Source organism: Flavivirga rizhaonensis (assembly GCF_004791695.1).
GTDB lineage: Bacteria > Bacteroidota > Bacteroidia > Flavobacteriales > Flavobacteriaceae > Flavivirga > Flavivirga rizhaonensis.
In genome coordinates, this window is the sequence record NZ_SRSO01000026.1 from 51998 (window position 1) to 72639 (window position 20642).

28 protein-coding genes are annotated in these 20642 nt (G+C 32.2%); 10 read left to right on the forward strand and 18 right to left on the reverse strand.

Going from position 1 to position 20642, the window contains the following annotated elements; all coding sequences use genetic code 11:
• Positions 1-222: 222 nt before the first annotated feature.
• From EM932_RS21260 to EM932_RS16430, 4 genes are all read right to left on the reverse strand, one after another.
• A complete protein-coding gene (locus tag EM932_RS21260; protein ID WP_246041119.1) occupies positions 223-501 on the reverse strand; it encodes a HEAT repeat domain-containing protein in 279 nt (92 codons plus the stop codon).
• Positions 502-676: 175 nt separating this feature from the next.
• The gene (locus tag EM932_RS16420) at positions 677-1147 is read right to left on the reverse strand and encodes a hypothetical protein (RefSeq protein WP_135878292.1); all 471 of its coding nucleotides are present in this window, start codon (positions 1145-1147) and stop codon (positions 677-679) included.
• Positions 1144-1599 carry a pantetheine-phosphate adenylyltransferase gene (gene coaD / locus EM932_RS16425; protein WP_135878293.1) on the reverse strand — a complete coding sequence of 152 codons (456 nt, stop codon included), beginning with the start codon at positions 1597-1599 and terminating at the stop codon, positions 1144-1146. The genes EM932_RS16420 and coaD overlap by 4 nt, the downstream gene beginning before the upstream one ends.
• 85 nt (positions 1600-1684) lie before the next feature.
• Positions 1685-2671, reverse strand: coding sequence for a D-alanine--D-alanine ligase (locus EM932_RS16430; RefSeq protein ID WP_135878294.1), 987 nt, complete (start codon positions 2669-2671; stop codon positions 1685-1687).
• A 178-nt stretch (positions 2672-2849) separates the two neighbouring features.
• Here EM932_RS16430 and EM932_RS16435 point away from each other — a divergent pair, with 178 nt between their 5' ends.
• The 5 genes from EM932_RS16435 (at position 2850) to EM932_RS16455 (ending at position 6848) form a co-directional block, all read left to right on the forward strand.
• The gene (locus EM932_RS16435) at positions 2850-3404 is read left to right on the forward strand and encodes a PASTA domain-containing protein (RefSeq protein WP_135878295.1); all 555 of its coding nucleotides are present in this window, start codon (positions 2850-2852) and stop codon (positions 3402-3404) included.
• Positions 3405-3439: 35 nt separating this feature from the next.
• Positions 3440-4477, forward strand: coding sequence for an RluA family pseudouridine synthase (locus EM932_RS16440; RefSeq protein WP_135878296.1), 1038 nt, complete (start codon positions 3440-3442; stop codon positions 4475-4477).
• A 206-nt stretch (positions 4478-4683) separates the two neighbouring features.
• Complete coding sequence (locus EM932_RS16445; protein WP_135878297.1) at positions 4684-5340, forward strand: VOC family protein; 657 nt, start codon at positions 4684-4686, stop codon at positions 5338-5340.
• 25 nt (positions 5341-5365) lie between these two features.
• Positions 5366-6124, forward strand: a complete 759-nt coding sequence (gene yaaA / locus EM932_RS16450; protein ID WP_135878298.1) for a peroxide stress protein YaaA — start codon at positions 5366-5368, stop codon at positions 6122-6124.
• 136 nt (positions 6125-6260) lie between these two features.
• A complete protein-coding gene (locus tag EM932_RS16455) occupies positions 6261-6848 on the forward strand; it encodes a hypothetical protein (RefSeq protein WP_170179828.1) in 588 nt (195 codons plus the stop codon).
• Here the strand turns inward: EM932_RS16455 and EM932_RS16460 are convergent.
• The 4 genes from EM932_RS16460 to EM932_RS16475 form a co-directional block, all read right to left on the reverse strand.
• Complete coding sequence (locus EM932_RS16460; protein WP_135878300.1) at positions 6845-7069, reverse strand: hypothetical protein; 225 nt, start codon at positions 7067-7069, stop codon at positions 6845-6847. The genes EM932_RS16455 and EM932_RS16460 overlap by 4 nt on opposite strands.
• A gap of 331 nt (positions 7070-7400) precedes the next feature.
• A complete protein-coding gene (locus EM932_RS16465; RefSeq protein WP_135878301.1) occupies positions 7401-8075 on the reverse strand; it encodes a DUF4332 domain-containing protein in 675 nt (224 codons plus the stop codon).
• Between the two features lie 197 nt (positions 8076-8272).
• Positions 8273-8866 (reverse strand): DUF4145 domain-containing protein, encoded by a 594-nt coding sequence (locus tag EM932_RS16470; protein WP_135878302.1) that lies wholly within the window; start codon positions 8864-8866, stop codon positions 8273-8275.
• A gap of 162 nt (positions 8867-9028) precedes the next feature.
• Positions 9029-9223, reverse strand: a complete 195-nt coding sequence (locus tag EM932_RS16475) for a SymE family type I addiction module toxin (RefSeq protein WP_135878303.1) — start codon at positions 9221-9223, stop codon at positions 9029-9031.
• Between the two features lie 95 nt (positions 9224-9318).
• Here EM932_RS16475 and EM932_RS16480 point away from each other — a divergent pair, with 95 nt between their 5' ends.
• Positions 9319-9534 (forward strand): helix-turn-helix domain-containing protein, encoded by a 216-nt coding sequence (locus EM932_RS16480; RefSeq protein WP_135878304.1) that lies wholly within the window; start codon positions 9319-9321, stop codon positions 9532-9534.
• A 7-nt stretch (positions 9535-9541) separates the two neighbouring features.
• On the opposite strand, the gene EM932_RS16485 is transcribed toward EM932_RS16480, so the two are convergent.
• Positions 9542-10180, reverse strand: a complete 639-nt coding sequence (locus EM932_RS16485; protein ID WP_135878305.1) for a hypothetical protein — start codon at positions 10178-10180, stop codon at positions 9542-9544.
• 228 nt (positions 10181-10408) lie between these two features.
• On the opposite strand from EM932_RS16485, the gene EM932_RS16490 reads away from it, so the two are divergent.
• A complete protein-coding gene (locus EM932_RS16490; protein ID WP_135878306.1) occupies positions 10409-11113 on the forward strand; it encodes a uracil-DNA glycosylase family protein in 705 nt (234 codons plus the stop codon).
• A 205-nt stretch (positions 11114-11318) separates the two neighbouring features.
• Here the strand turns inward: EM932_RS16490 and EM932_RS16495 are convergent, their stop codons facing one another.
• Positions 11319-13166: a M1 family metallopeptidase gene (locus EM932_RS16495; RefSeq protein ID WP_135878307.1), complete on the reverse strand. Its 1848-nt coding sequence runs from the start codon at positions 13164-13166 to the stop codon at positions 11319-11321.
• Positions 13167-13343: 177 nt separating this feature from the next.
• Between EM932_RS16495 and EM932_RS16500 the strand changes: the two genes are divergently transcribed.
• The 3 genes from EM932_RS16500 to EM932_RS16510 are packed head-to-tail and all read left to right on the forward strand — an operon-like array spanning position 13344 to position 15075.
• Positions 13344-14627: a DEAD/DEAH box helicase gene (locus EM932_RS16500; RefSeq protein WP_135878308.1), complete on the forward strand. Its 1284-nt coding sequence runs from the start codon at positions 13344-13346 to the stop codon at positions 14625-14627.
• A gap of 5 nt (positions 14628-14632) precedes the next feature.
• Positions 14633-14842: a DUF6500 family protein gene (locus tag EM932_RS16505; RefSeq protein ID WP_135878309.1), complete on the forward strand. Its 210-nt coding sequence runs from the start codon at positions 14633-14635 to the stop codon at positions 14840-14842.
• A gap of 5 nt (positions 14843-14847) precedes the next feature.
• Complete coding sequence (locus EM932_RS16510; protein WP_135878310.1) at positions 14848-15075, forward strand: VF530 family protein; 228 nt, start codon at positions 14848-14850, stop codon at positions 15073-15075.
• A gap of 108 nt (positions 15076-15183) precedes the next feature.
• Here the strand turns inward: EM932_RS16510 and EM932_RS16515 are convergent, their stop codons facing one another.
• From EM932_RS16515 to trpC, 8 genes are all read right to left on the reverse strand, one after another.
• On the reverse strand, positions 15184-15663 hold the full coding sequence (locus EM932_RS16515; protein WP_135878311.1) for a hypothetical protein: 480 nt from the start codon (positions 15661-15663) through the stop codon (positions 15184-15186).
• Between the two features lie 12 nt (positions 15664-15675).
• Positions 15676-16140 (reverse strand): tRNA (cytidine(34)-2'-O)-methyltransferase, encoded by a 465-nt coding sequence (locus EM932_RS16520; protein ID WP_135878312.1) that lies wholly within the window; start codon positions 16138-16140, stop codon positions 15676-15678.
• Between the two features lie 3 nt (positions 16141-16143).
• A complete protein-coding gene (locus tag EM932_RS16525; protein WP_135878313.1) occupies positions 16144-16557 on the reverse strand; it encodes a DUF805 domain-containing protein in 414 nt (137 codons plus the stop codon).
• 4 nt (positions 16558-16561) lie between these two features.
• Positions 16562-17326: a tryptophan synthase subunit alpha gene (gene trpA / locus EM932_RS16530; protein ID WP_135878314.1), complete on the reverse strand. Its 765-nt coding sequence runs from the start codon at positions 17324-17326 to the stop codon at positions 16562-16564.
• A gap of 60 nt (positions 17327-17386) precedes the next feature.
• On the reverse strand, positions 17387-17671 hold the full coding sequence (locus tag EM932_RS16535; protein WP_135878315.1) for a GIY-YIG nuclease family protein: 285 nt from the start codon (positions 17669-17671) through the stop codon (positions 17387-17389).
• Between the two features lie 42 nt (positions 17672-17713).
• Entirely contained in the window at positions 17714-18898 is a 1185-nt protein-coding gene (trpB, locus tag EM932_RS16540; protein ID WP_135878316.1) for a tryptophan synthase subunit beta, read from the reverse strand.
• A 75-nt stretch (positions 18899-18973) separates the two neighbouring features.
• Positions 18974-19714: a phosphoribosylanthranilate isomerase gene (locus EM932_RS16545; protein ID WP_135878326.1), complete on the reverse strand. Its 741-nt coding sequence runs from the start codon at positions 19712-19714 to the stop codon at positions 18974-18976.
• 96 nt (positions 19715-19810) lie between these two features.
• Positions 19811-20593: an indole-3-glycerol phosphate synthase TrpC gene (trpC, locus tag EM932_RS16550; protein WP_135878317.1), complete on the reverse strand. Its 783-nt coding sequence runs from the start codon at positions 20591-20593 to the stop codon at positions 19811-19813.
• Between the last annotated feature and the right edge of the window lie 49 nt (positions 20594-20642).

The following is a 20642-nucleotide window of genomic DNA, read 5'->3' on the forward strand; positions in this document are numbered from 1 at the left end:
GTTAGGAGTTAGGAGTTAGGAGTTAGGAGTTTTTCATTTTATCAAGAACCAAATACTACCTCATTGGTCTTTTTAATTGTTCTTTTACACGATCAAAAGACTTTTTACTGGCACGCTCCCATCTGTAAATTTTATACTTTTTACCTTTACTTGCTTCAAGTTTAGCATCTTTTTCACGCTTATCTCTTACCCAATTAAACCTTTTTTTAATAATAGTCGTTCCTAATCATCATCGCAACCAATTATTTCAAGAGCATTTAAAGCTGCAATAGATACATTATGTACATTGTCATTAATAGCTCTAAAAAGTATTGGAACTGAAGACGTATAACCAGTTTCACCAAGAGCTTCAGCCGCTAATTTTCTAGTTTTGTAATTACCATGTTCTAATACATACTCTATTCTTTTAACTTTTTTTGTTGATATCCATGTTTGAATATCTCTTTCAGAAGGCTGAATAAGTTTTAACTTAATAAGTATGTATTTGATTTCTTGTAGCATGAATTGTTAGAAGTCATTGTTTACTTATTAGTATAGAATAAATGAAATTTGTTACTAATAAACTACAACCATAGTCTTTTAGCATATCATAGAAATTAATCGCTGTATATAATAAAAATGGCAAACAAGGGAATAAAATGATGATTTAGAGGAAAGGCAAAATTAGTTCAATCAACTATAAGATTCTAGATTGACCATTTAAGAACTTCCAGCCATCTTTACGTTTAATTAATGTTCCAGATTCAATTATTTTAAACGTTATAGGGTTAAGGTCTTTATCAACTTGCACACATTTTATAATGCCAGAATAGTTTGCTATTTCATTTGTTAAGGGTATGATTTTTATACTTTCCCAGGAAAACTCTATAAAATTTACAGTTTTAGAATTTTCAATTAGTATACTTTTTACAGTATCATAGTCTAATGTCTCCTTGTACCCAGGTGGGACCCAGAAAAAATCTGAAGAAGCATCTAAATATTTAAACTCACTTTCTAAACCATTTTTAGTAATGTCTTTATGAAAGCTGTCAAACATTTGTTTAATTTCAAGAGAGATGGTTGCTTTTCTCTCATCATTTAATGTTTTTTGACTGTAGCTATTGAAAATAACTATAATAAATAAACTAGTTGTCCAGATTAGTTTCATTTAATTCTTACGCTTTTAGGTACAAGTTTTGTATAATCTCCATTATTTCTTATAACGTCTCTAACAATAGAAGAAGCTATATAGGATGTGTCTGCCGATGTTAAAAGGAACACAGTTTCAATAGGTGCTAAGTCACGATTAGTATGAGCTATTGCCTTTTCAAATTCAAAATCTGCTGGATTACGAAGTCCACGTAAAATAAATTCTACATTAATTTCTTTACAAAAATCTACTGTTAACCCTTTGTAGGTAACCACTTTGATTTTAGGTTCATCAGCAAAAGTCTCTTCAATAAATTTTTTACGTTCCTCTAATGAGAACATATATTTTTTATCGGCATTTATGCCTATGGCCACAATCACTTCATCAAAAAGAGTTACACCACGTTTTATAATATCATAATGTCCCAATGTGATAGGATCAAAAGATCCAGGGAATATGGCTCGTTTCATGTTTTTAAAGTTACAAATTTTATTTAATCTTCAAAACTTATTATTTTTTAATTTAATGAAGTTAAGTAGTCGGTTTTTTTGGATGTCAAACTTGTTTTAAAGCTTCTTCTATAGCATTGTCAAATAATGCGGCTAGTGAAATACCTGCAGCAGCGGCTTGTTGTGGTAAAATACTTTCTTTTGTTAGCCCAGGTATTGTATTCATTTCCAGCAAATGAGGTTCACCATCTTTAAAAATAAATTCAGTACGTGAAAAGCCTTTCATTTTTAGGACTTCATAAACTTTTTTTGCAAGAATAGTAACTTTGTCTTCTTCTTCTTTACTTAATCTTGCAGGTGTTATCTCCTGAGATTTTCCTAAATACTTGGCTTCATAGTCAAAAAAGTCATTTTCGCTTACAATTTCAGTGATGGGTAATACCTTAGTGGCTCCTTTATAGGTAATAACCCCAACCGAGACTTCGGTTCCATCTAAAAATGATTCAATGATAATTTCATCGTCTTCTTTAAAAGCTATATCAATAGCATTTAATATATCTTCCTTTTTATTTACTTTGCTTATTCCAAAACTACTTCCTGCTTTATTAGCTTTAACGAAACACGGTAAACCCACTTTATTAATTATATCATCTTCGTTAATGGGGTCACCTAGATTTAGATAAAAAGATGTCGCTGTTTTAATACCGTAAGGTTTTAAAACACTCAGGCAATCACGTTTGTTAAATGTCAAAGCGGCTTGATACATATCACAACTAGTATGAGGCATATTAAGTAACTCGAAGTACCCTTGTATAAACCCATCTTCACCGGGAGAACCATGAATAGCGTTAAAAACACAATCGAAAGTAATAACACGATTGGCAACCCGAACAGAGAAGTTGTCTTTATTTACAGGGAATTCAGCGTTATTAGCATCTACATAAACCCATTTATCTTTAAATATATGAATGCGATACCCATTATATTTTGTAGTATCTAGTGTTTCGTAAACAACATTCCCGCTCTTCAAAGAGATTTCATATTCACTTGAAAAACCACCCATAATGATGGCAATATTTTTTTTTGTAGGCATATTCCTTTTATTTCCGCAGCAGCGAAAACCATTTTAATTTTGTGATTAAATCCGTCTAAAAATAGATAATAAAACGTATCTATGTATAAGATAATATTTGTCAAGCTAAAATATCATATATATTGCAAAAGAAAAAACAGTTCTGTTTTATATATTTGCCTTATCGAAAAATTTATAAATGAGTCTATTTAAATTCCTTACCAGTAAAACATTTTTAAAACAAGTTTTATTAGCACTAGTAGCTGTATTTGTATTATGTTTTATTATGCTTCAATGGTTGAAATCTTCAACAAATCACGGTGATTTTGAAACGGTTCCAAATTTAACAGGCAAATCCATAAGTGTTGCAAATATTGAGTTAAAAGAGAATAATTTGGTAATGCAAATTCAGGACTCAGCAAATTTTAACCCAGATTACCCTAAGTTTTCGGTTATTGAGCAGGAACCACCACCCGGAACAAAAGTTAAAGAGAATAGGAAAATATACTTAACCCTGAATCCATCAGGGTATAGAAAAATACAAGTTCCAGACCTAAAAGAGCGTACCTTTAGGCAAGCAAAACCAATGTTAGAAGCCTCAGGGTTTCAAGTGGGTAAAATAACTTACGAGGACAATATTGGTAAAGACCTCGTGTTAAAGATGAGTTATAAAGGAAAGTCTATTAAAGAGGGCGATAAGTTGGCAAAAACTTCAAAAATAGATTTAGTTTTAGGGAATGGCAAACGACCTTGAAATTAAGCGGTCTATTAATATCTAATTTTACTAAAATGGACGATTATACACCGCAATTACCAGATGAAGATAGTCTTTATGAGCATTATGCTTTTACAGTTGATAAAGGGCAAACCCCTTTACGTATAGACAAATATTTGATGAATTTTGTTGAAAACGCTACTAGAAACAAAATTCAGGCAGCAGCAAAAAACGGAAGTATTTTTGTTAATGATGAAACTGTTAAATCCAGTTATAAAGTAAAACCTTTAGACAACATTAGAGTGTTGTTTACGCACCCACCACATGAAAACTTATTAGTTGGAGAAGATATTCCTATTGATGTGATTTATGAAGATGATGAACTTCTAGTTGTTAATAAGCCAGCAGGAATGGTGGTACATCCTGGACATGGTAATTATTCAGGAACACTTATAAATGCTTTAATTCACAGGTTTGATAATTTACCTAATAACTCTAGTGAACGCCCAGGGTTGGTACATAGAATAGATAAAGATACAAGTGGACTTTTGGTCGTTGCTAAAACTGAAAAAGCCATGGCACATTTGTCGTTACAGTTTGCTAAAAAAACCAGTGAGCGTGAGTATGTCGCTATTGTTTGGGGACATATAGAAGAGGATGAAGGTACTGTTGAAGGCCATATTGGTCGTCATCCCAAAAACCGATTACAAAACACTGTTTTTCTAGGCGATGAAGCTGATAAAGGAAAGCCTGCTATCACTCATTATAAAGTTTTAGAGCGTTTAGGATACGTAACTTTGGTATCTTGTAAGTTAGAAACGGGTCGTACACACCAAATACGTGTTCATATGAAACATATTGGGCATACTCTTTTTAATGACGAACGCTATGGGGGTGAAAAAATATTAAAGGGTACTACCTTTACCAAATACAAACAATTTGTAGAAAATTGTTTTAAAGTATTGCCAAGGCAAGCGCTACATGCCAAAACCCTAGGGTTTAAACATCCAAAAACAGGAGAATTCATGCGATTTGACACGCCAATTCCTGACGATATGCAGCAGTGTATTGAAAAATGGAAGAGCTATTCAAAACATCAGGAATTAGATTAGTATGTTTTTAACTTCTTTAATTCGTTAGTGTCATAGCTTATTTTATCTTATTGTGGTCATTTTTACAATTTGCTTTTTGGAATTAAGTTGAAGTTTTCGACCTTGTTTATTATATCTACAAGCTAAATAAATACATTTTATTCAGATATAAATTTTATCGTTTTAAACAATGTAGATACCATGACTTTATCATTTATATTTGGAGCATGAAGATTAAAGAAATCATTCTTTTTACAGCAAATATCCAGAGACAAAAGCAATTTTATAAAACTGTTTTAGAATTTGAATTGGTTTTAGATTCCGAAGAAAAAATCTCATTTAAAACAGGAGCAAGTGTTTTGTCTTTTGTGTATGATGAAAAAGCTGTTAATTCATCACATTTTGCCTTTAATATACCTTCAAACCAACAACAAGAGGCTTTACAATGGTTGCAAGAGCGTGTACAAATATTACCTGATGACGATAATTTAATTTCAGATTTTAAAGATTGGAATGCTAAAGCCATTTATTTTTATGATGCCGATAAAAACATTGTAGAGTTTATCGCTCGGAAAAATATAGATATTAATAGTCGAAATTCCTTTTCTTCTAAAAACATTTTATCACTAAGTGAAATAGGAATCGTAGCTACCAATCTAGAAACAGTTTATAATTCAATAAATAGTATTAAAAATATTCCTGTTTTTGATGGAAATCTTGCCCGTTTTTGTGCTTTAGGAAATGAAGAAGGTTTATTTATTTTAATAAATAAAACTATAAAAAAATGGCACCCTACTCAAGAGGAAGCGTTTACTTCAAACTTTATTATTAAAGGCGATTATAACTTTAGTTATGAGAATGGAGAAATAAAAGAATTATTGTAATTTAGTTATTTAAAAAATAGTTTTAATGAAATTAGTCCTGTCACCAGCAAAATCCCTCGATTTTGAAAGTCAATTACCAACGGCAATACACACAGAAGCGCAGTTTTTAACTCAATCTGAGCGTTTAAATAAATTACTTAAGAAGAAATCTGCTAAAAGTTTATCAAAACTTATGCGCATTTCTGATGCTTTGGGGCAGTTAAATTATCAACGTAATCAAGATTGGCAACTACCTTTTTCAGCAAATAATGCACGACCAGCGGTTTATGCTTTTAGTGGTGATGTATACCGGGGATTGGATGCTTATAATATTCCAGAGGAAAAAATAGCTACGCTGCAAAATACTGTCCGAATTATTTCAGGTTTATATGGTATATTAAAACCAACCGATTTAATTCAACCTTACCGCTTGGAAATGGGAACTAAATTTCCTGTAGGGAAAAATAAAAACCTTTATGAGTTTTGGAAAAAGCAAATTACAAATGCTTTGAATGAAGAATTAAAAGACGGTGAATTGTTTTTAAACCTTGCCAGTAATGAATATTTTAAAGCTATAGATACAAAAGCATTGAAAGTACCAGTGATTACAGCTAATTTTAAAGACTTTAAAAATGGTGAATATAAAACCATTATGACTTTTGCTAAACTGGCTCGTGGTTATATGGCGCGTTATATTATTGATACCAATGCAGAAACTCTTGATGATATTAAAGGTTTTAATTATGAAGGCTATAATTTTAGCGAACCTATGTCTACAGAAACAGATTTAGTTTTTATTAGATAATATGGTGTATTACTTAATTATTGGACTTAAGGTCTATTGCTTTTATCATATCTATAAAAACAATAACTCTTATTACTGGTTTTTTATAATATTATTCATTCCTATTATAGGTTGCGTCATTTATTTAATCACTCAGGTGTATAACAAACGTGATGCTAAAAAAATCACAAATGAGATTACTCATATTATTAATCCGACTAAAAAAGTAAAAGATTTAGAAAAACAGCTTCAATTCTCTGAATCGTATCAAAATAGAGTGAATTTAGCGGATGCCTATCTAGAGATAAAGGACTATAATAGCGCAATTCCTCATTATTTAGAAGCTTTAGAAGATAGTTCGCAAAGTGATTTTTATGTGATTAAACAATTAATAGAAGCATATTTCAATATAGAAGACTGCAAAAGCGTTATTTTATATGTAGAAAAAATAAAAGAACATCCGGAATTTAAAAAATCCAGAACGCAGTTTTTATATGGACTCGCTTTAGAAAGGGTTGGTAAATTAGAAGAGGCTGAAGAGAACTTAAAACAAATAGATATTCGCTATTCCTTTTATAATGAGCGTTTAATATATGCTAAGTTTTTGTTAAGCAGAGATAAAAAAGAACAAGCTAAAGAGGTGTTAGAAGATGTGCATACGGAATCTCAGCATATGACTAAGCCTAATAAACGTATTTATAGAGGAACTATATTAGAGGTAGAAAAGATATTAGCTGATTTTTAAATGGCTTTGTAAACACCACTTATAAGTTCAAGTTTGCCTACCTTTAAATGTGAAAGCAGGTTCGCTAGTTTGGGTTTTGTTGTTTTTCCCATTAAAACATTTAAACCTATTTTTGGAGGTCCAGATTTAATCAGTTTAGTAACCAGGTTATCAAAAAAATCAATTCCTGTCTGTGTCTGATTAGTGAATTGTTCTTTTGTAAGCTGTAATTCCAGTACCAAAGATTAAATATTTTTTTTATTTTTTAGTCAAGTTTCTATGAGAGTATCCATCCGTTATTAGTTGAATAAAAAGGAAAGGAAATTTTGATTTGAGCTGTAACTTTTTGCTGTTTTTTTGGCCTCTTTACAATTAACTAATAGATATTATCGTAATTATTCTTTTTTTTCCATACGATTTTAAACTTGTGTTCGACGTTGAGTATATGCAAAGTAGACGATTGTGGGCTTCAAACTTACCAAACCGTTACAAATTTGAAGCGGGCAACAAACCTTGAATTTACTATTTTCACACCTATTTTGGATACATTGCTGGCAGCTGGTGTTTATTATCTCAGTATTTAATATCTAAAGGCACATCTTTCGCAATATTTACTACTATTTTCATGTCATTTAATCCAATCTGCCCTTTGTATATTCTTTTTTCTTTATTCAATTGATTGACTCTTGTATGCAAATCTATTGGGTCTGCTTTTGTTACTTTGTCAACTGTATCAACTTCCAAATCAGATAACATCTTGGCAAAAGTTGCCCCAACCCATCTTATCCTGGACAAATCAGTTAATTTTGTCAACTCAAATACTTCTTTTTCACTTATTCCTGTTTCAGCTGCCAGTTTTCTTCTTGACTCAGAATTAATCACCCTGTCAAATAATTTCACGGTGTTCTTAATCCCTGCATTTTCAAGCTTTGATATTGTTTCACTAGAAATACCTGAAAAATCTTTAATCTTAACGGGTTTTGGAAGTGTACTATTAAGTTCTCTGAGTAACAGTATCAAATAATCCCCAGATAAGCACTCTGCTTTTTGTAATTCAGAAAATTTTTCTTTTTTCTTTAGAATCTGAATTAATTCTTTAACGTTCTTTATTCCTATACTTTCAAAATATCCAAATCTCTCTTTTAGTCTATCTTTCAGAACCATCCTACTTGGTGGTAGATAAGCTGTTTCTAATCTTATCCGATAATCATCAATGGTTATTTTTTCTAAGTCAATATAGTATCCCATATTTTAATCTTTTTTAAGTGACTATCTATGTGTCCTATAGCCCCGTTACACTTGCTGCCAAAGGTTACGTATAAGAATAGTGCGGTTTTGTGTCCGAGGATTTTCCGCAGGAAAATCGGAGTGACCAAATAGGCACTAACCTTTAGATTTAGGATTAAACTTAAGCATTATTTTTATACAATGTTGGCACACGTATTTTATTCCAAGTCCGTTTTTAATTCAGTTTCTTCCATTATTCCCGGCATCTCATAAATAAAGCGCAATAACATTTCGGTGAACTTTAAAATCCGTTCAGCTTCTTGAGGTGTCTTAAATTCAATTTTATGATTAGCTTCATTTCCTAGTTTTCTGATAGAATCTACCCATTTTTTTCCGTTTGGAGGTATATAATTGTTTTCTTCTAAATAAGTAACATATTGTCCGAAACTAGCTCCTTCCTTTGCGCCTTCAGAGACAGATATATTCATTAAAAGTTTTCTGCAACACATCACAGAAGATGTGTATGCACTTATAGAAAAGCACGCTTTTGCTTCGTTGAATAGATTCTCAACTTCTTCTTTTGGTATATGCTTAACAGGTGAACCAATAATAGGTCCAGGAGTTTGATTTTTGTAATAGTCAAAGAATGTTGGCTTTTCACAACTATGACAAATATAAATCCATCCTACTGTTCTAGTTCCGCCGCTCATATGTCCTTTTGCTGTATATCCTAATTGTGAGGCTAGAGGTGAGCCGCAATATCCACATTTATATTTTTTCGAGCCTATGTTTCCTGCGTTATTCCAATTCATTTTATGGTTTTGTTATATGTGTGCCAACGTTCTTGTGTAAGATTTCGTTGCGTGAATTTAGTAATTAACTTTGCAAGTACAAACTGACAAAGGAAAAATCAGAGATTTTTCCGAGTAGGCAGGTAGTTAGCAATGAATTTTAGGACACGTTGTTGGGCGTAGTTATTTTTCTTCTTTTTTGTCGGTCAGCGTAATGGTCAGTTTATTTCTTTGTTGCTTAATTTCAATTTCTTTTCCTATTTCAAATCCGAGCTCTTTTAGCCATCTTCCCTCAAGTCGGATTTCAGGAACAGGAGTATATTTCCTTTCACGAGGTTGGAATTTTTTATATACTTTTAATTTCCTGAATTTATTCAATCGTCATATTATTATATGACAAACATAACATTTAAAATCGAATTGTCAAATTTTAATATGACAAAAATGTCATCTAATTAGATGACATTTGTTTTGTGGATAAAGAACAACTTAAAAAGAAAATCGGTCAGCGTATTGTTGAGTTAAGAAGTCAAAAAGGCTGGAGTCAGTCCGATTTGGCTCGTGCAACAGGAAAAGATAGACAAGCTATGGAAAAGCTAGAGAATGGGAAAGTTAATCCAACCCTATATACTCTACTTGAAATCTCAAAAGCTCTTGAGGTTTCACTAAATCAACTAGTTAAATTCTAATTTACTATTAAGATAAAAGATTTTCAGCTTGTAGCTCTTGAAATATTAGGCTTACATCTTCACTATTAATATAATCAATAAGTGTGAATTTTTTACCAAGTCCATTTAGTGAAGTGCCCATAAATATTCCTTGATTACTTTTATCTGAAAGCCAAAATCGGTCATGAAAAAGTTCTGAATGTCTTAAATCTAAAACTATATGATTTTTAAGCTCTTTTATTTTATTGAAGATATCCAGCTGTAGTGGCCTATGAAAGTTATTCTTCGTAATGAACATTAAACTATTTAGTTTTGGGATATATTTTTTTAAAATATCAACGAGTAAATCGGAATATTCATCATCATAGTTTTTTGGGAATATGTAACTGTCCACAATAACCAAGCTATTTGCAGTAATAACGTTGTCAAGAAAATTCTGAAGAACATTGATAAATAAATCCCTGTCATCTCTGGGTGTACCGAAAAATTCAGAATATTTTGGGTTAATGGTATTTGTTATTCCATACTTAAGTAAATATTTTCGCTGTTCGTCACGTGGAAAATAGTCAAGAAATTTAAATTTCTGATATTTTAAAAGTTCTTTTTTTAGAGTATCTATGTCCTCGAAAGGATCTGATTCTACTTGAAAATAATGTATAGCTTTCATTTTAATTACGCCCAACAATTGTATAAACGCATTTTATGGCGCTTATTTATATTATATACAAATATAATTGTATTCTTACGAAGTTAATTTGATATTATATCTATTTTACTACTTTTAAGAAATAATTTGGGGGCTATTAAATGCTTAAATAGGGCTTAAAGTGCAATACTGAATCCATTATAAATAAAGTAAAGGTTAAAAAGATTCCCGACTTCGCGAGAATAACATATGTTTAAACACAAGCACCCATACAAACCATTTATACAAAACGATACTAAAAAGTTAATCGTTGGAACATTACCACCGCCTCGATTTTCAACAGGTGAACTATTAGAAAAAGATGTGAATTTTTGTTATGGAAGCTATTATAATTCGCTATGGTTATTTATTGATAAAATTCATGATTTAAACTTACGTTATGATAATTCGCAAGAAGCCATCGAGCAACGCAAACAATTTTTGATTAAAAATAAAATAGGCGTTTGCGATATTGTTGAAAGTGCCGAACGTGAAAAAATGGATGCATCCGATTTAGGGATGCAAAACATAAAACTTCGGGATGTTATTGGTTATTTAAAACAATACCCAAACATCGATACGTTGTTGTTTACCGGAGGAAACAGCAAAAATGGACCGGAATATTTTTTTAGAAAACACATACGAAATTATAATATCAAGTTAGAATTGGTTTCAAACGAAATCCCTCGAATTCATCAATTTAAATTACCCGTCAAATCGAGCACTTCGACTTTGCTCAGTACAGATCTTGTAGAAAACTCATTAAGAATCATCAAAACAGTGTCTTTAACTTCTGGGTCTGGTGCTGCTAATATTTCAATAAGTAGAATTCCTTTATACAAACAATTAAAAGCGAAAAACCCTAAATTCAACACCTTTGATTTTAGGGTAATGCAGTATCGTGAGTTTTTTTGAAGGGTTTTGTTTTATAAAGCTTATTTTAGTTAGTTGTCATATCGAGTGAGGTACGATCGAGATATCACATTAGATTTTATACTATAATGATTATGAGATGTCTCACTGCGTTCGACATGACATTTTGATCTTAAACATTTTATAATGAATCTATTCTTTGGTTGTGTGATGCTATCGAGCTATTTTAGTATCATAAACATTAATCCTACTTAAACCCCAACAAATCATCAATAGTGTTAGCTGTTACCGAATGGTAATTTGATCTTGCTTTGTTATAAATAGCTAAAGCAACATCTGTTTTGTCATTTCTTTTAAAGGCTTTATAAATGGTGGAAACATACCAACGTCTGCCAACTTTTATTAAAAAATCTTCAATTTTAGTATCGACATTATTTCCATGGTAGTTATGATTAATAGCTTGTTCATACCAAACCATAGCGATATACGAATTTTTAGAGTTGGTTAAATTGAAAGCTTCGTCAATCATGATCAAATGTTCCGTTTTAATATCATTAGGGAAATTCCGAACAAAGTGAACCCATTCTTGAGTTGTCCAATCTTTAGTAAGTGTTTTGTCTACTGCATTGTTTTTAACAAATTGCTGGATTGTTTTTTCAACCGTTTCAAATTTATTGGAAGTAATGATAGCTTGATTATCAGGGATGCCTGCCTTGTAAATCCATTCCTCTGTATTGAATGCTATATCATGTTTTTCTAATAAGTTTTCATTTAAAAACCTAACGAATTTTTCTGTATTGATTGTTGAAAAAGCATGTTTTTGAAAATAGTTTTTTAAGAAATCATCAAATTTTTCACGACCAGCAGTTTCTTCCAATGTTCTTAAAAAAAGATATCCTTTATCGTATGCAATGCTATTCATGCCATCATCGGGATTACGCCCTTTTAAGTTCAGTTTTAGCTTTGTATCGTCTGGGGTATCTTTGAAACCTTCTATCTCTTCTTCTAAATCTTGTCTTCCAATACGAGCGAGCATATTAGCTCTGTCTTTTCCGTAAAGGACTTCCATAATGCGCATTTCAAAGTATACTGTAAATCCTTCGTTAAGCCAAAAATCATCCCAAGTGGCATTGGTTACTAAGTTTCCAGACCAAGAGTGTGCTAATTCATGAGCTATCAGAGATGTTAAGCTTTTATCACCGGCAATTACTGTAGGTGTAGCAAACGTTAATCGTGGGTTTTCCATACCTCCAAAAGGAAAGCTAGGAGGAAGCACGATGACATCAAATTGTTCCCAAGCGTATTTTCCATACAACGCTTCTGCAGAAGCCACCATGTTTTCCATATCTGAAAACTCGTAATGTGCTTTTTCTACCATAGATTTTTCGGCATAAATTCCTGTTCGGTTACTAATGGCTTTATACTCAATATCACCAACAGCAAGTGCAATTAAATAAGGAGAAATAGGCTGTGCCATTTTAAAATAGTAATGACCATCTGGTGTTTTGACTTTAGGGTTTTCTGCACTCATAACAGCCATTAAATCACTTGGCACCTGTACTTTTGCATTATAAGTGATTCTAATTTGCGGGCTGTCTTGAATAGGTATCCAGGTTCGTGTTAAAATAGCTTGACCTTGTGTGAATAAAAAAGGATGTGTTTTATCCGCAGTTTGTTGGGGTTTTAACCATTGTAAAGCTTCTGTTTCTTGAGAGGTCTTATAAAAGACTGTAATGTGTTTTGTATCCTTGTTAATATCTATTTTTAAAGCGTTCCCTAGTTGTTCATCAAAATCACTTAAAGAAAATGAGGTGTCTTTACCATCTGCTTGCACACTTTCAATGGTTAAGAATTTTGAATCAAGAATAATTTGTGATGCCTTATTATTTTTAATTGAATAAGATGCTTTACCTTGTATTATTTCTTTATCAAAATCTACATTAATATCCAAATCCAGATGTGTTATGACAGCTTCATTGGGTTTAGAAAAAGAATGTGGTTCTTCAATATAGCCAGGTATTGTTGTATTTTGTTTGTTAGAACAGCTTGATATTAAGAGCACTAAACATCCTAATTGTAATGCAATTTTTTTCATACTAAATTTTAGTGTTTTTAAACGAAGGACGAAGTTAGTTGTTTTCTTTTAAAATGAATAATTAAAAGGTCGTGGAGAAAATTAGCTGTACATTTGCGCCTTAATCAAAGAGGTGGTGTTTAATTTGTAAATTGTCATCTCATTTTCCCAGTAAAAAGGGCTTACCAAACAATTTATATGTCATTTAACTCATTAGGCTTATCTCAGGCCTTGCTAAAAGCTGTTAGCAAAAAAGGATACACAACACCATCGCCTATACAACAAAAAGCAATTCCTCCCATTTTAGAAGGGAAGGATGTTTTGGCATCTGCACAAACTGGTACGGGAAAAACAGCAGGTTTTACATTACCACTTTTGCATTTTCTTTCTGAAAACCCGAATAAAAAGTATAGACCAATACGTGCTTTAATATTAACTCCAACTAGAGAGTTAGCAGCGCAGGTATATGATAACGTTAAGGAGTATAGCGAGTTTTTAAACCTAAGAAGTGCTGTTATTTTTGGAGGGGTAAATCAGAAACCACAAGTAGCAAGGATTCGTCAGGGTATCGATGTTTTAGTAGCAACACCTGGGCGTTTATTAGATTTAGAAAACCAAGGTTTGTTGTCTCTAAAGAGAATTGAAATTTTTGTTTTAGATGAAGCAGATCGTATGCTGGATATGGGTTTTTTACGTGATATTGAACGTGTGATAAAAATGATGCCAACCAGAAGGCAAAATTTGATGTTCTCTGCAACATTTTCAAAAGACATAAAGAAATTAGCACATGGTATTTTACATAACCCAGTGCAGGTTGAAGCTACACCAGAAAATACGACTGTTGAAGCTATAAGTCAGAAGGTTTATCGTGTTGCTAAAGGTTTAAAAACGGGTTTAATTATTAAATTGATTTCTGATGGTAACTGGAAACAAGTGCTTGTTTTTACGCGTACTAAACACGGTGCCAATAAGCTTTGTAAAAAGATGGTGGGTTCTAATATTAGTGCAGCTGCTATACATGGTAACAAGAGTCAGGGTGCTAGAACAAAAGCTTTGGCAGGTTTTAAAAATGGAAGCATTCGCGTTTTAGTGGCCACGGATATTGCAGCCAGAGGTTTGGACATTCCTTTATTACCACATGTTATAAATTTTGAATTGCCTAATATTCCTGAAGATTATGTGCATAGAATAGGCAGAACGGGAAGAGCTGGAGCTAAGGGAGAAGCCTTATCTCTGGTTAGTGCAGATGAGACAACATATTTGCGTGACATAGAAAAGTTGATAGCGATGAAGCTTCCTGTAGAAATTATTGAAGGCTTTGAACCTGACCCCAATGCTTCTACGGCTCCTGTAAAAAAACAACAGCGTGGAGGAGGAAATAGATCAAGAAGTCATTCTAGTTCTGGAAATTCAAAAGTAGGAGGACAAAGAAGTAATACCTCCAGTCGTCGTCCTAAGAAAAATAATTATAGAAGACGTTAAATATTATGCAGAAAATTTTAAAGGATAAGATTATTGAGGTTTGTAATAAAAAAATAAAAGATAAGGGTACCAATGTAGGGGTTTCTTTTTATGCTTTTTTTGCAAATAAAAATGATAATCCGGAGCTGCTTATGGAAGCTGCAACTTGGTGGATTATGGAGCATAAGCTAGATCATTTTGAGAAAGCTGTGAAAATTAAAAGTTTAGTAGAGTAAATGTTATGGAAACACAGTCCAATAATCCATTACATGGTGTGAAATTAGAACAAATCATTAATGATTTAGTAGCGCACTATGGTTGGGAATATATGGGATATACTATTAAAATTAGGTACTTCACAGATAACCCTTCTGTAAAATCGAGTTTAAAGTTTTTACGTCGTACCCCTTGGGCACGAACTAAAGTAGAGGTTATGTATTTAAATATGTTGAAGCAGCGAAAGAAATAATACTAAGCGGATTTTATATTAATGTTAGATATAACAATGAATATATTTTATTTAACTAAAAATCAACCATGCCTTCACCAATAGATGTATTAATAGGTTTCCATGTAGTTAGTGACTACTCTCTAATTTTTCTATTAATTCTTTAATTTCATGAATAGGCATTTTCGTTACGCATTCAATATATGAGTCTTCGGTTCCAATAATTAAAGTGCCTTTTTTGTCTTCTTTGTAGCCAACTTGTTTTATTGAAAACTTAAGCGGACTTATTTCTTTAGTTTTTTTCCCATCCTTGAACCAACCATAATTGGCTTCGTAAGTTACTTTTTGCTCATTAAAATGAATTGTTTCATAACCATAAGTATTCCATAAGGAAACTCTTAACATGTAAAAACCCATAAGGCCAAATAATCCCATCCAAACTAAAAAACCAATATGAAATCGATATCCTGTTGATATAAATAAAGCTATTCCTATTAATGGAGAAAAAAAGAAAAGAAAGGTAAACAGGAACATTATTGATCTTACAAAAACAGGTGATCTTTTAATTCTTAAAGTCAATTGATTATTACTTATTTCGTACGACTTCATTTTTCTTAAAAATTAAAGTTTGAATTCTTGCAATTGTTTCAATCCTTCATAAACGACAATACTTACTGCATTTGCAATATTTAAACTTCTAACATGTTCACTACATAAGGGTATTTTAAAAAGTTTATTTTGATTGGCTTCAATAAGAGGTTTTGATAAGCCTACAGACTCTTTACCAAAAATTAAAAACAAGTTATCTTCAAAAGGAATGTCCCAATGATTTTTATTTCCATGACTGGAGAGAAAAACCATTTTTTGATTTTCATTTCTAAGGAAAAAATCATCAATATTATCATAGTATGTCACTAACAAATGCTGCCAATAGTCTAGGCCAGCTCGTTTTAATCGTGTATCATCAATCTCGAAACCAAAGGGCTTTACTAAATGTAAGTGAGAGCCAGAAGCTAAAGCCAAACGGCCAATATTACCAGTATTATTAGGGATTTCAGGTTCTATTAAAACAATATTTAAAGCCATGATTTAGTTGTCTAATAGAGGTTTTCCAATGTCGTCAATCTCATCAGAATTTGGAGATTTTGGATCTGGACCATATTGATTTGGACCCTTATCACCTTCAGTTGCCATTAAAATTAAAAACCAGATACCACCAATAAATGGAATGAAATAGACAAATATATACCCGCCACTTTTCCCAGAGTCATGAAGCCTCCTTACAGCCACTCCGAAGTAAGGAATAAGAATTCCAAGTAGGTAAATACCCAAAACAAGAGGTACAATATCATAATCAAAGAATCCAGAGATAAAATCAAGTAAGAGTGATAGTCCAAATATTATGATTAAGTTAAATAAAAAGAACATCCAAAACTCTTTACGTCTTGCTCTACCACTAAATGTTGCATAATTATTTATTAGGACTTTTAAATACCACTTCATAAATCTAGTTTAATATGGAGTTTACAAAATTATCAATACTATTTGCACCTTCATTGGTAACATGTTTTACAAATGCACTGCCAATAATAGCCCCTTTGGCATATTGAGTTGCTTGTGTAAAAGTTTGGTTGTTACTAATGCCAAATCCAACAATTTGAGGATTATTAAGGTTCATGTTACCTATGCGCTCAAAGTATTGGGTTTGTTCTTCTCCAAAACCAACTTTGGCTCCCGTTGTACTTGCACTACTAACCATATAAATAAAACCGTTTGAAATGGAATCTATATAACGAATTCGTTCATCACTGGTTTGTGGTGTTATTAAAAACACATTTATTAAGCCATATTTTTCGAAGATGGTTTGGTATTTTTCATGGTATACATCTACTGGTAGATCGGGTATTATTAAGCCGTCAATACCTATTTCCTGACATTTTTTGCAAAAGGCTTCAACACCATATTGAAACATTGGATTAAAATAACCCATGATGATTAAAGGGATATTAACTGATTTTCTAATGTTTTTTAATTGATCAAAAAGCACCTCGGTAGTCATGCCATTTTTTAAGGCTAGTGTAGAACTTGCTTGAATGGTTGGTCCATCTGCTAAAGGATCACTAAAAGGTAATCCTATTTCGATTATATCAACACCATTTTTTTCTAAATCTTGAATGATAGAAACAGTATCGTTAATGTTTGGGTAACCTGCTGTGAAGTATATGGAAAGTAACTTCTTGTCTTCTTTTAGTTTTTGATTTATTCTGTTCATTGTAAATAAATTTTTTTCATTCCCTCGTAGGAGGGAATCTGCTTGATTTTATTTCAAAATTTAAATATATTCTGAAAGGTCTTTCCAATCTGGATTTAAACTGTTTATCAGATTGATTTTCCATTCCCGATTCCATTTTTTTATTTGTTTTTCTCTTTTTATAGAATTATTTACATATTTAGTTGTCTCAAAATATACTAACTTGGTTACATTATATTTTCCAGTAAAACTTTTTAAACTATTATTTTTATGCTGTACTAAACGTTGTTTTAATTGTTTTGACCTACCAACATATAATGTTGTGTGATTTTTATTAGTTAGTATGTAAACATAATGTTTGTCCATAGTTTGATTATGAGATTTCCGTCTTCACGGAAATACAAAAAATCATAAATTAAAATAATTTATGTATGTATTCAAATCTTTATCACCCCTACCAGACAAACTCACCACCACCACATCATCAGGTTTAAATATTTTTTGTTCAAAAATTGCTAATGCATGAGCGCTTTCTATTGCTGGAATAATGCCTTCTAATTTGCATAATTCTAATCCCGATTTCATGGCTTCATCGTCTGTGATTGCCATAAATTCAGCACGTCCAGTTTTGCATAAATGTGCATGCATAGGACCAACACCAGGATAATCTAAACCTGCCGAAATAGAGTAGGGCTCAGTTATTTGACCATCGTTTGTTTGCATCAACAAAGTTTTGCAACCATGTATAATACCTGCTTTCCCTAAAACAGATGTTGCAGCACTTTCTCCAGAATCGATTCCTAAACCAGCAGCTTCAACAGCAATAATATTAACATCTTCTTCGTGTAAATAATGATAATAGGTACCAGCAGCATTACTTCCTCCTCCAATACAGGCAACTATGTAATCAGGATTTTCACGCCCTTCGTGTTCTTTTAATTGCCATTTAATCTCTTCAGAAATAACCGATTGAAATTTGGTAACCATATCTGGATAAGGATGGGGTCCGATTGCAGATCCTATAATATAATGCGTGTTTACCGGGTTGTTGATCCAATCTCGAATGGCTTCGTTGGTAGCATCCTTTAAAGTTCGACTTCCTGAAAGCGCAGGGATAACGGTAGCTCCCAACATTTTCATTCTAGCTACATTTGGAGCTTGTCTTTTAATGTCAATTTCTCCCATGTATACAATACATTCCAGTCCCATTAAAGCGCAAACGGTAGCAGTAGCAACACCGTGTTGCCCTGCTCCAGTTTCTGCGATAATACGATGTTTACCCAAACGCTTAGCCATGAGTATTTGCCCAATAGTATTATTTATTTTGTGCGCTCCGGTATGGTTAAGGTCTTCACGTTTTAAATAAATTTTGGTATTATATTTTTCTGAAAGGTGTTTCGCAAAATAGAGCGGGGAAGGACGTCCTACATAATCTTTTAAAAGTTGATCAAATTCTTTTTGAAACTCAGGTTCTGCCATCACTTTTAGATAGTTTTGGCGCAACTCTTCTACATTAGGATATAGCATTTCTGGAATATATGCACCTCCAAATTCACCATAATACCCTTTTTCGTTTACGTTATAATTTTTCATGTTTTTTGTCATTCCCTCCTTTCGTCTTCGCTCAAGATAAACTATGGAGGGAATCTGTTTAATTTTAGTTATAATTTATAATGGATTCCGCATCAAGTGCGGAATGACAAATGTTTTTTTAAATTCTTTTAATTTCTCAATACTTTTTAACCCTGGCTCTATTTCAAATTTGCTGTTTACATCTAAAGCGTAGCAAAATTTTGAAGCTTTACTTTGTTTGAATTTTTTAATGTCCTCAACTTGCTCTAATCCAATACCGCCACTTAAAAAGAAAGGTTTTGTTGATGGGTACTGATTTAACACATTCCAATCGAATGTATAACCATTGCCTCCTGGTAATTTTCCTTTTGTATCAAATAAAAAGTAATCACAAACATCTTCATAAGGTTTTATAACCTCAAAATTGAATTCGTCTTTAATAGAAAATACTTTGATTATTTCAAGACGAACCTGTTTCAAGTTCTTTTTGTGAGATACTGAAACTAGTTTAGCATGGCGGTCTGCTTCTTTTGATAAGGTTATCACGTCACTTTGCTCCTCATAATGACGTTTTAATTTTTGGCAATACTCTGGTGTTTCTTTTCCGTGTAATTGAACTGCATGAAGTTGATGTTTATTTATTTGTTCAATGACGTCTTCTAAAATTTCATTAACAAAAACCCCCACTTTTTTAATAGATTCTGGCAATTCCGGAATATTGGTATTAAAGTGTCTTGTAGATTTTTTATAAAATATAAATCCAAGATAATCGGGTTGCAAATTTGCAACTTGAATTATATTGTCTTCATATTTCATTCCACAAACTTTTAGCTTCACCCCAGCTATCTCCGAAGGAGAAGGGACTTTGTTTGTTTGTGATATTTTTTTTATTTCTTTTTTCATAAGAGTATATGTTCTCCTCCTTTGGAGGAGTTAGAGGAGGCTCTTTATAAATTGTTTAGCACTTTTACCGGCATTATCTGTTTTCATAAAGTTTTCTCCTATTAAAAAGCCTTGATACCCATAAGGTTTTAATTCTTTAATGGCTTCAATATTACTAATGCCACTTTCTGAAACTTTCACAAAATCATTAGGAATCAACTCACTTAATGTTTTACTAGTTTTTAAACTAACGTCAAACGTTTTTAAATTTCTATTATTTACACCTAACATGTCTAATGAAGGCATCACAGATTTATGAAGCTCTTCTTCGTTATGAACTTCTAACAAAACATCCAAATTCAGGCTTTTTGCAAATTCCGAAAATTGTTTGATTTCTTCTCTGGTTAAAATAGCCGCTATTAACAAAATAACATCTGCTCCATATGCTTTGGCTTCCAGCAATTGATATTCGTTTATAATAAATTCTTTACGAAGTAAAGGCAAATTACAACTTGCTCTGGCAAGTAATAGGTCGTCTAAAGACCCTCCAAAGTATTTTCCGTCAGTTAATACAGACATACCACAAACACCAGCATCTTCATAGCCTTTTGCTACATCTTGAACGTTTAAGCTTTGATTTATTACTGATTTTGAAGGTGAACGCCTTTTATGTTCTGCAATAATTCCTGAGTTACTATGACGTAAATTGTTTGCGAGAGAGATAGTTTCTCTTTCAAACAAAACGGATTGTTCTAATTGGGATACTGGAATTAGGCCTTTACGTAGGGCAACTTCCTCGTGTTTATCTTTTACTATTTTATCTAGTATGGTCATTTTTTAGTGTTCAGTGTTCAGTTGGCAATATTCAGTATTCTGTGAGCAA

What these genes read in the sequence shown, in the direction of transcription:
- EM932_RS21260 (WP_246041119.1), bottom strand. Translation starts at nt 501, where the DNA reads ATGCTACAAGAAATCAAATACATACTTATTAAGTTAAAACTTATTCAG.
- EM932_RS16420 (WP_135878292.1), bottom strand. Translation starts at nt 1,147, where the DNA reads ATGAAACTAATCTGGACAACTAGTTTATTTATTATAGTTATTTTCAAT.
- coaD (WP_135878293.1), bottom strand. Translation starts at nt 1,599, where the DNA reads ATGAAACGAGCCATATTCCCTGGATCTTTTGATCCTATCACATTGGGA.
- EM932_RS16430 (WP_135878294.1), bottom strand. Translation starts at nt 2,671, where the DNA reads ATGCCTACAAAAAAAAATATTGCCATCATTATGGGTGGTTTTTCAAGT.
- EM932_RS16435 (WP_135878295.1), top strand. Translation starts at nt 2,850, where the DNA reads ATGAGTCTATTTAAATTCCTTACCAGTAAAACATTTTTAAAACAAGTT.
- EM932_RS16440 (WP_135878296.1), top strand. Translation starts at nt 3,440, where the DNA reads ATGGACGATTATACACCGCAATTACCAGATGAAGATAGTCTTTATGAG.
- EM932_RS16445 (WP_135878297.1), top strand. Translation starts at nt 4,684, where the DNA reads ATGAAGATTAAAGAAATCATTCTTTTTACAGCAAATATCCAGAGACAA.
- yaaA (WP_135878298.1), top strand. Translation starts at nt 5,366, where the DNA reads ATGAAATTAGTCCTGTCACCAGCAAAATCCCTCGATTTTGAAAGTCAA.
- EM932_RS16465 (WP_135878301.1), bottom strand. Translation starts at nt 8,075, where the DNA reads ATGGGATACTATATTGACTTAGAAAAAATAACCATTGATGATTATCGG.
- EM932_RS16470 (WP_135878302.1), bottom strand. Translation starts at nt 8,866, where the DNA reads ATGAATTGGAATAACGCAGGAAACATAGGCTCGAAAAAATATAAATGT.
- EM932_RS16485 (WP_135878305.1), bottom strand. Translation starts at nt 10,180, where the DNA reads ATGAAAGCTATACATTATTTTCAAGTAGAATCAGATCCTTTCGAGGAC.
- EM932_RS16490 (WP_135878306.1), top strand. Translation starts at nt 10,409, where the DNA reads ATGTTTAAACACAAGCACCCATACAAACCATTTATACAAAACGATACT.
- EM932_RS16495 (WP_135878307.1), bottom strand. Translation starts at nt 13,166, where the DNA reads ATGAAAAAAATTGCATTACAATTAGGATGTTTAGTGCTCTTAATATCA.
- EM932_RS16500 (WP_135878308.1), top strand. Translation starts at nt 13,344, where the DNA reads ATGTCATTTAACTCATTAGGCTTATCTCAGGCCTTGCTAAAAGCTGTT.
- EM932_RS16505 (WP_135878309.1), top strand. Translation starts at nt 14,633, where the DNA reads ATGCAGAAAATTTTAAAGGATAAGATTATTGAGGTTTGTAATAAAAAA.
- EM932_RS16510 (WP_135878310.1), top strand. Translation starts at nt 14,848, where the DNA reads ATGGAAACACAGTCCAATAATCCATTACATGGTGTGAAATTAGAACAA.
- EM932_RS16515 (WP_135878311.1), bottom strand. Translation starts at nt 15,663, where the DNA reads ATGAAGTCGTACGAAATAAGTAATAATCAATTGACTTTAAGAATTAAA.
- EM932_RS16520 (WP_135878312.1), bottom strand. Translation starts at nt 16,140, where the DNA reads ATGGCTTTAAATATTGTTTTAATAGAACCTGAAATCCCTAATAATACT.
- EM932_RS16525 (WP_135878313.1), bottom strand. Translation starts at nt 16,557, where the DNA reads ATGAAGTGGTATTTAAAAGTCCTAATAAATAATTATGCAACATTTAGT.
- trpA (WP_135878314.1), bottom strand. Translation starts at nt 17,326, where the DNA reads ATGAACAGAATAAATCAAAAACTAAAAGAAGACAAGAAGTTACTTTCC.
- EM932_RS16535 (WP_135878315.1), bottom strand. Translation starts at nt 17,671, where the DNA reads ATGGACAAACATTATGTTTACATACTAACTAATAAAAATCACACAACA.
- trpB (WP_135878316.1), bottom strand. Translation starts at nt 18,898, where the DNA reads ATGAAAAATTATAACGTAAACGAAAAAGGGTATTATGGTGAATTTGGA.
- trpC (WP_135878317.1), bottom strand. Translation starts at nt 20,593, where the DNA reads ATGACCATACTAGATAAAATAGTAAAAGATAAACACGAGGAAGTTGCC.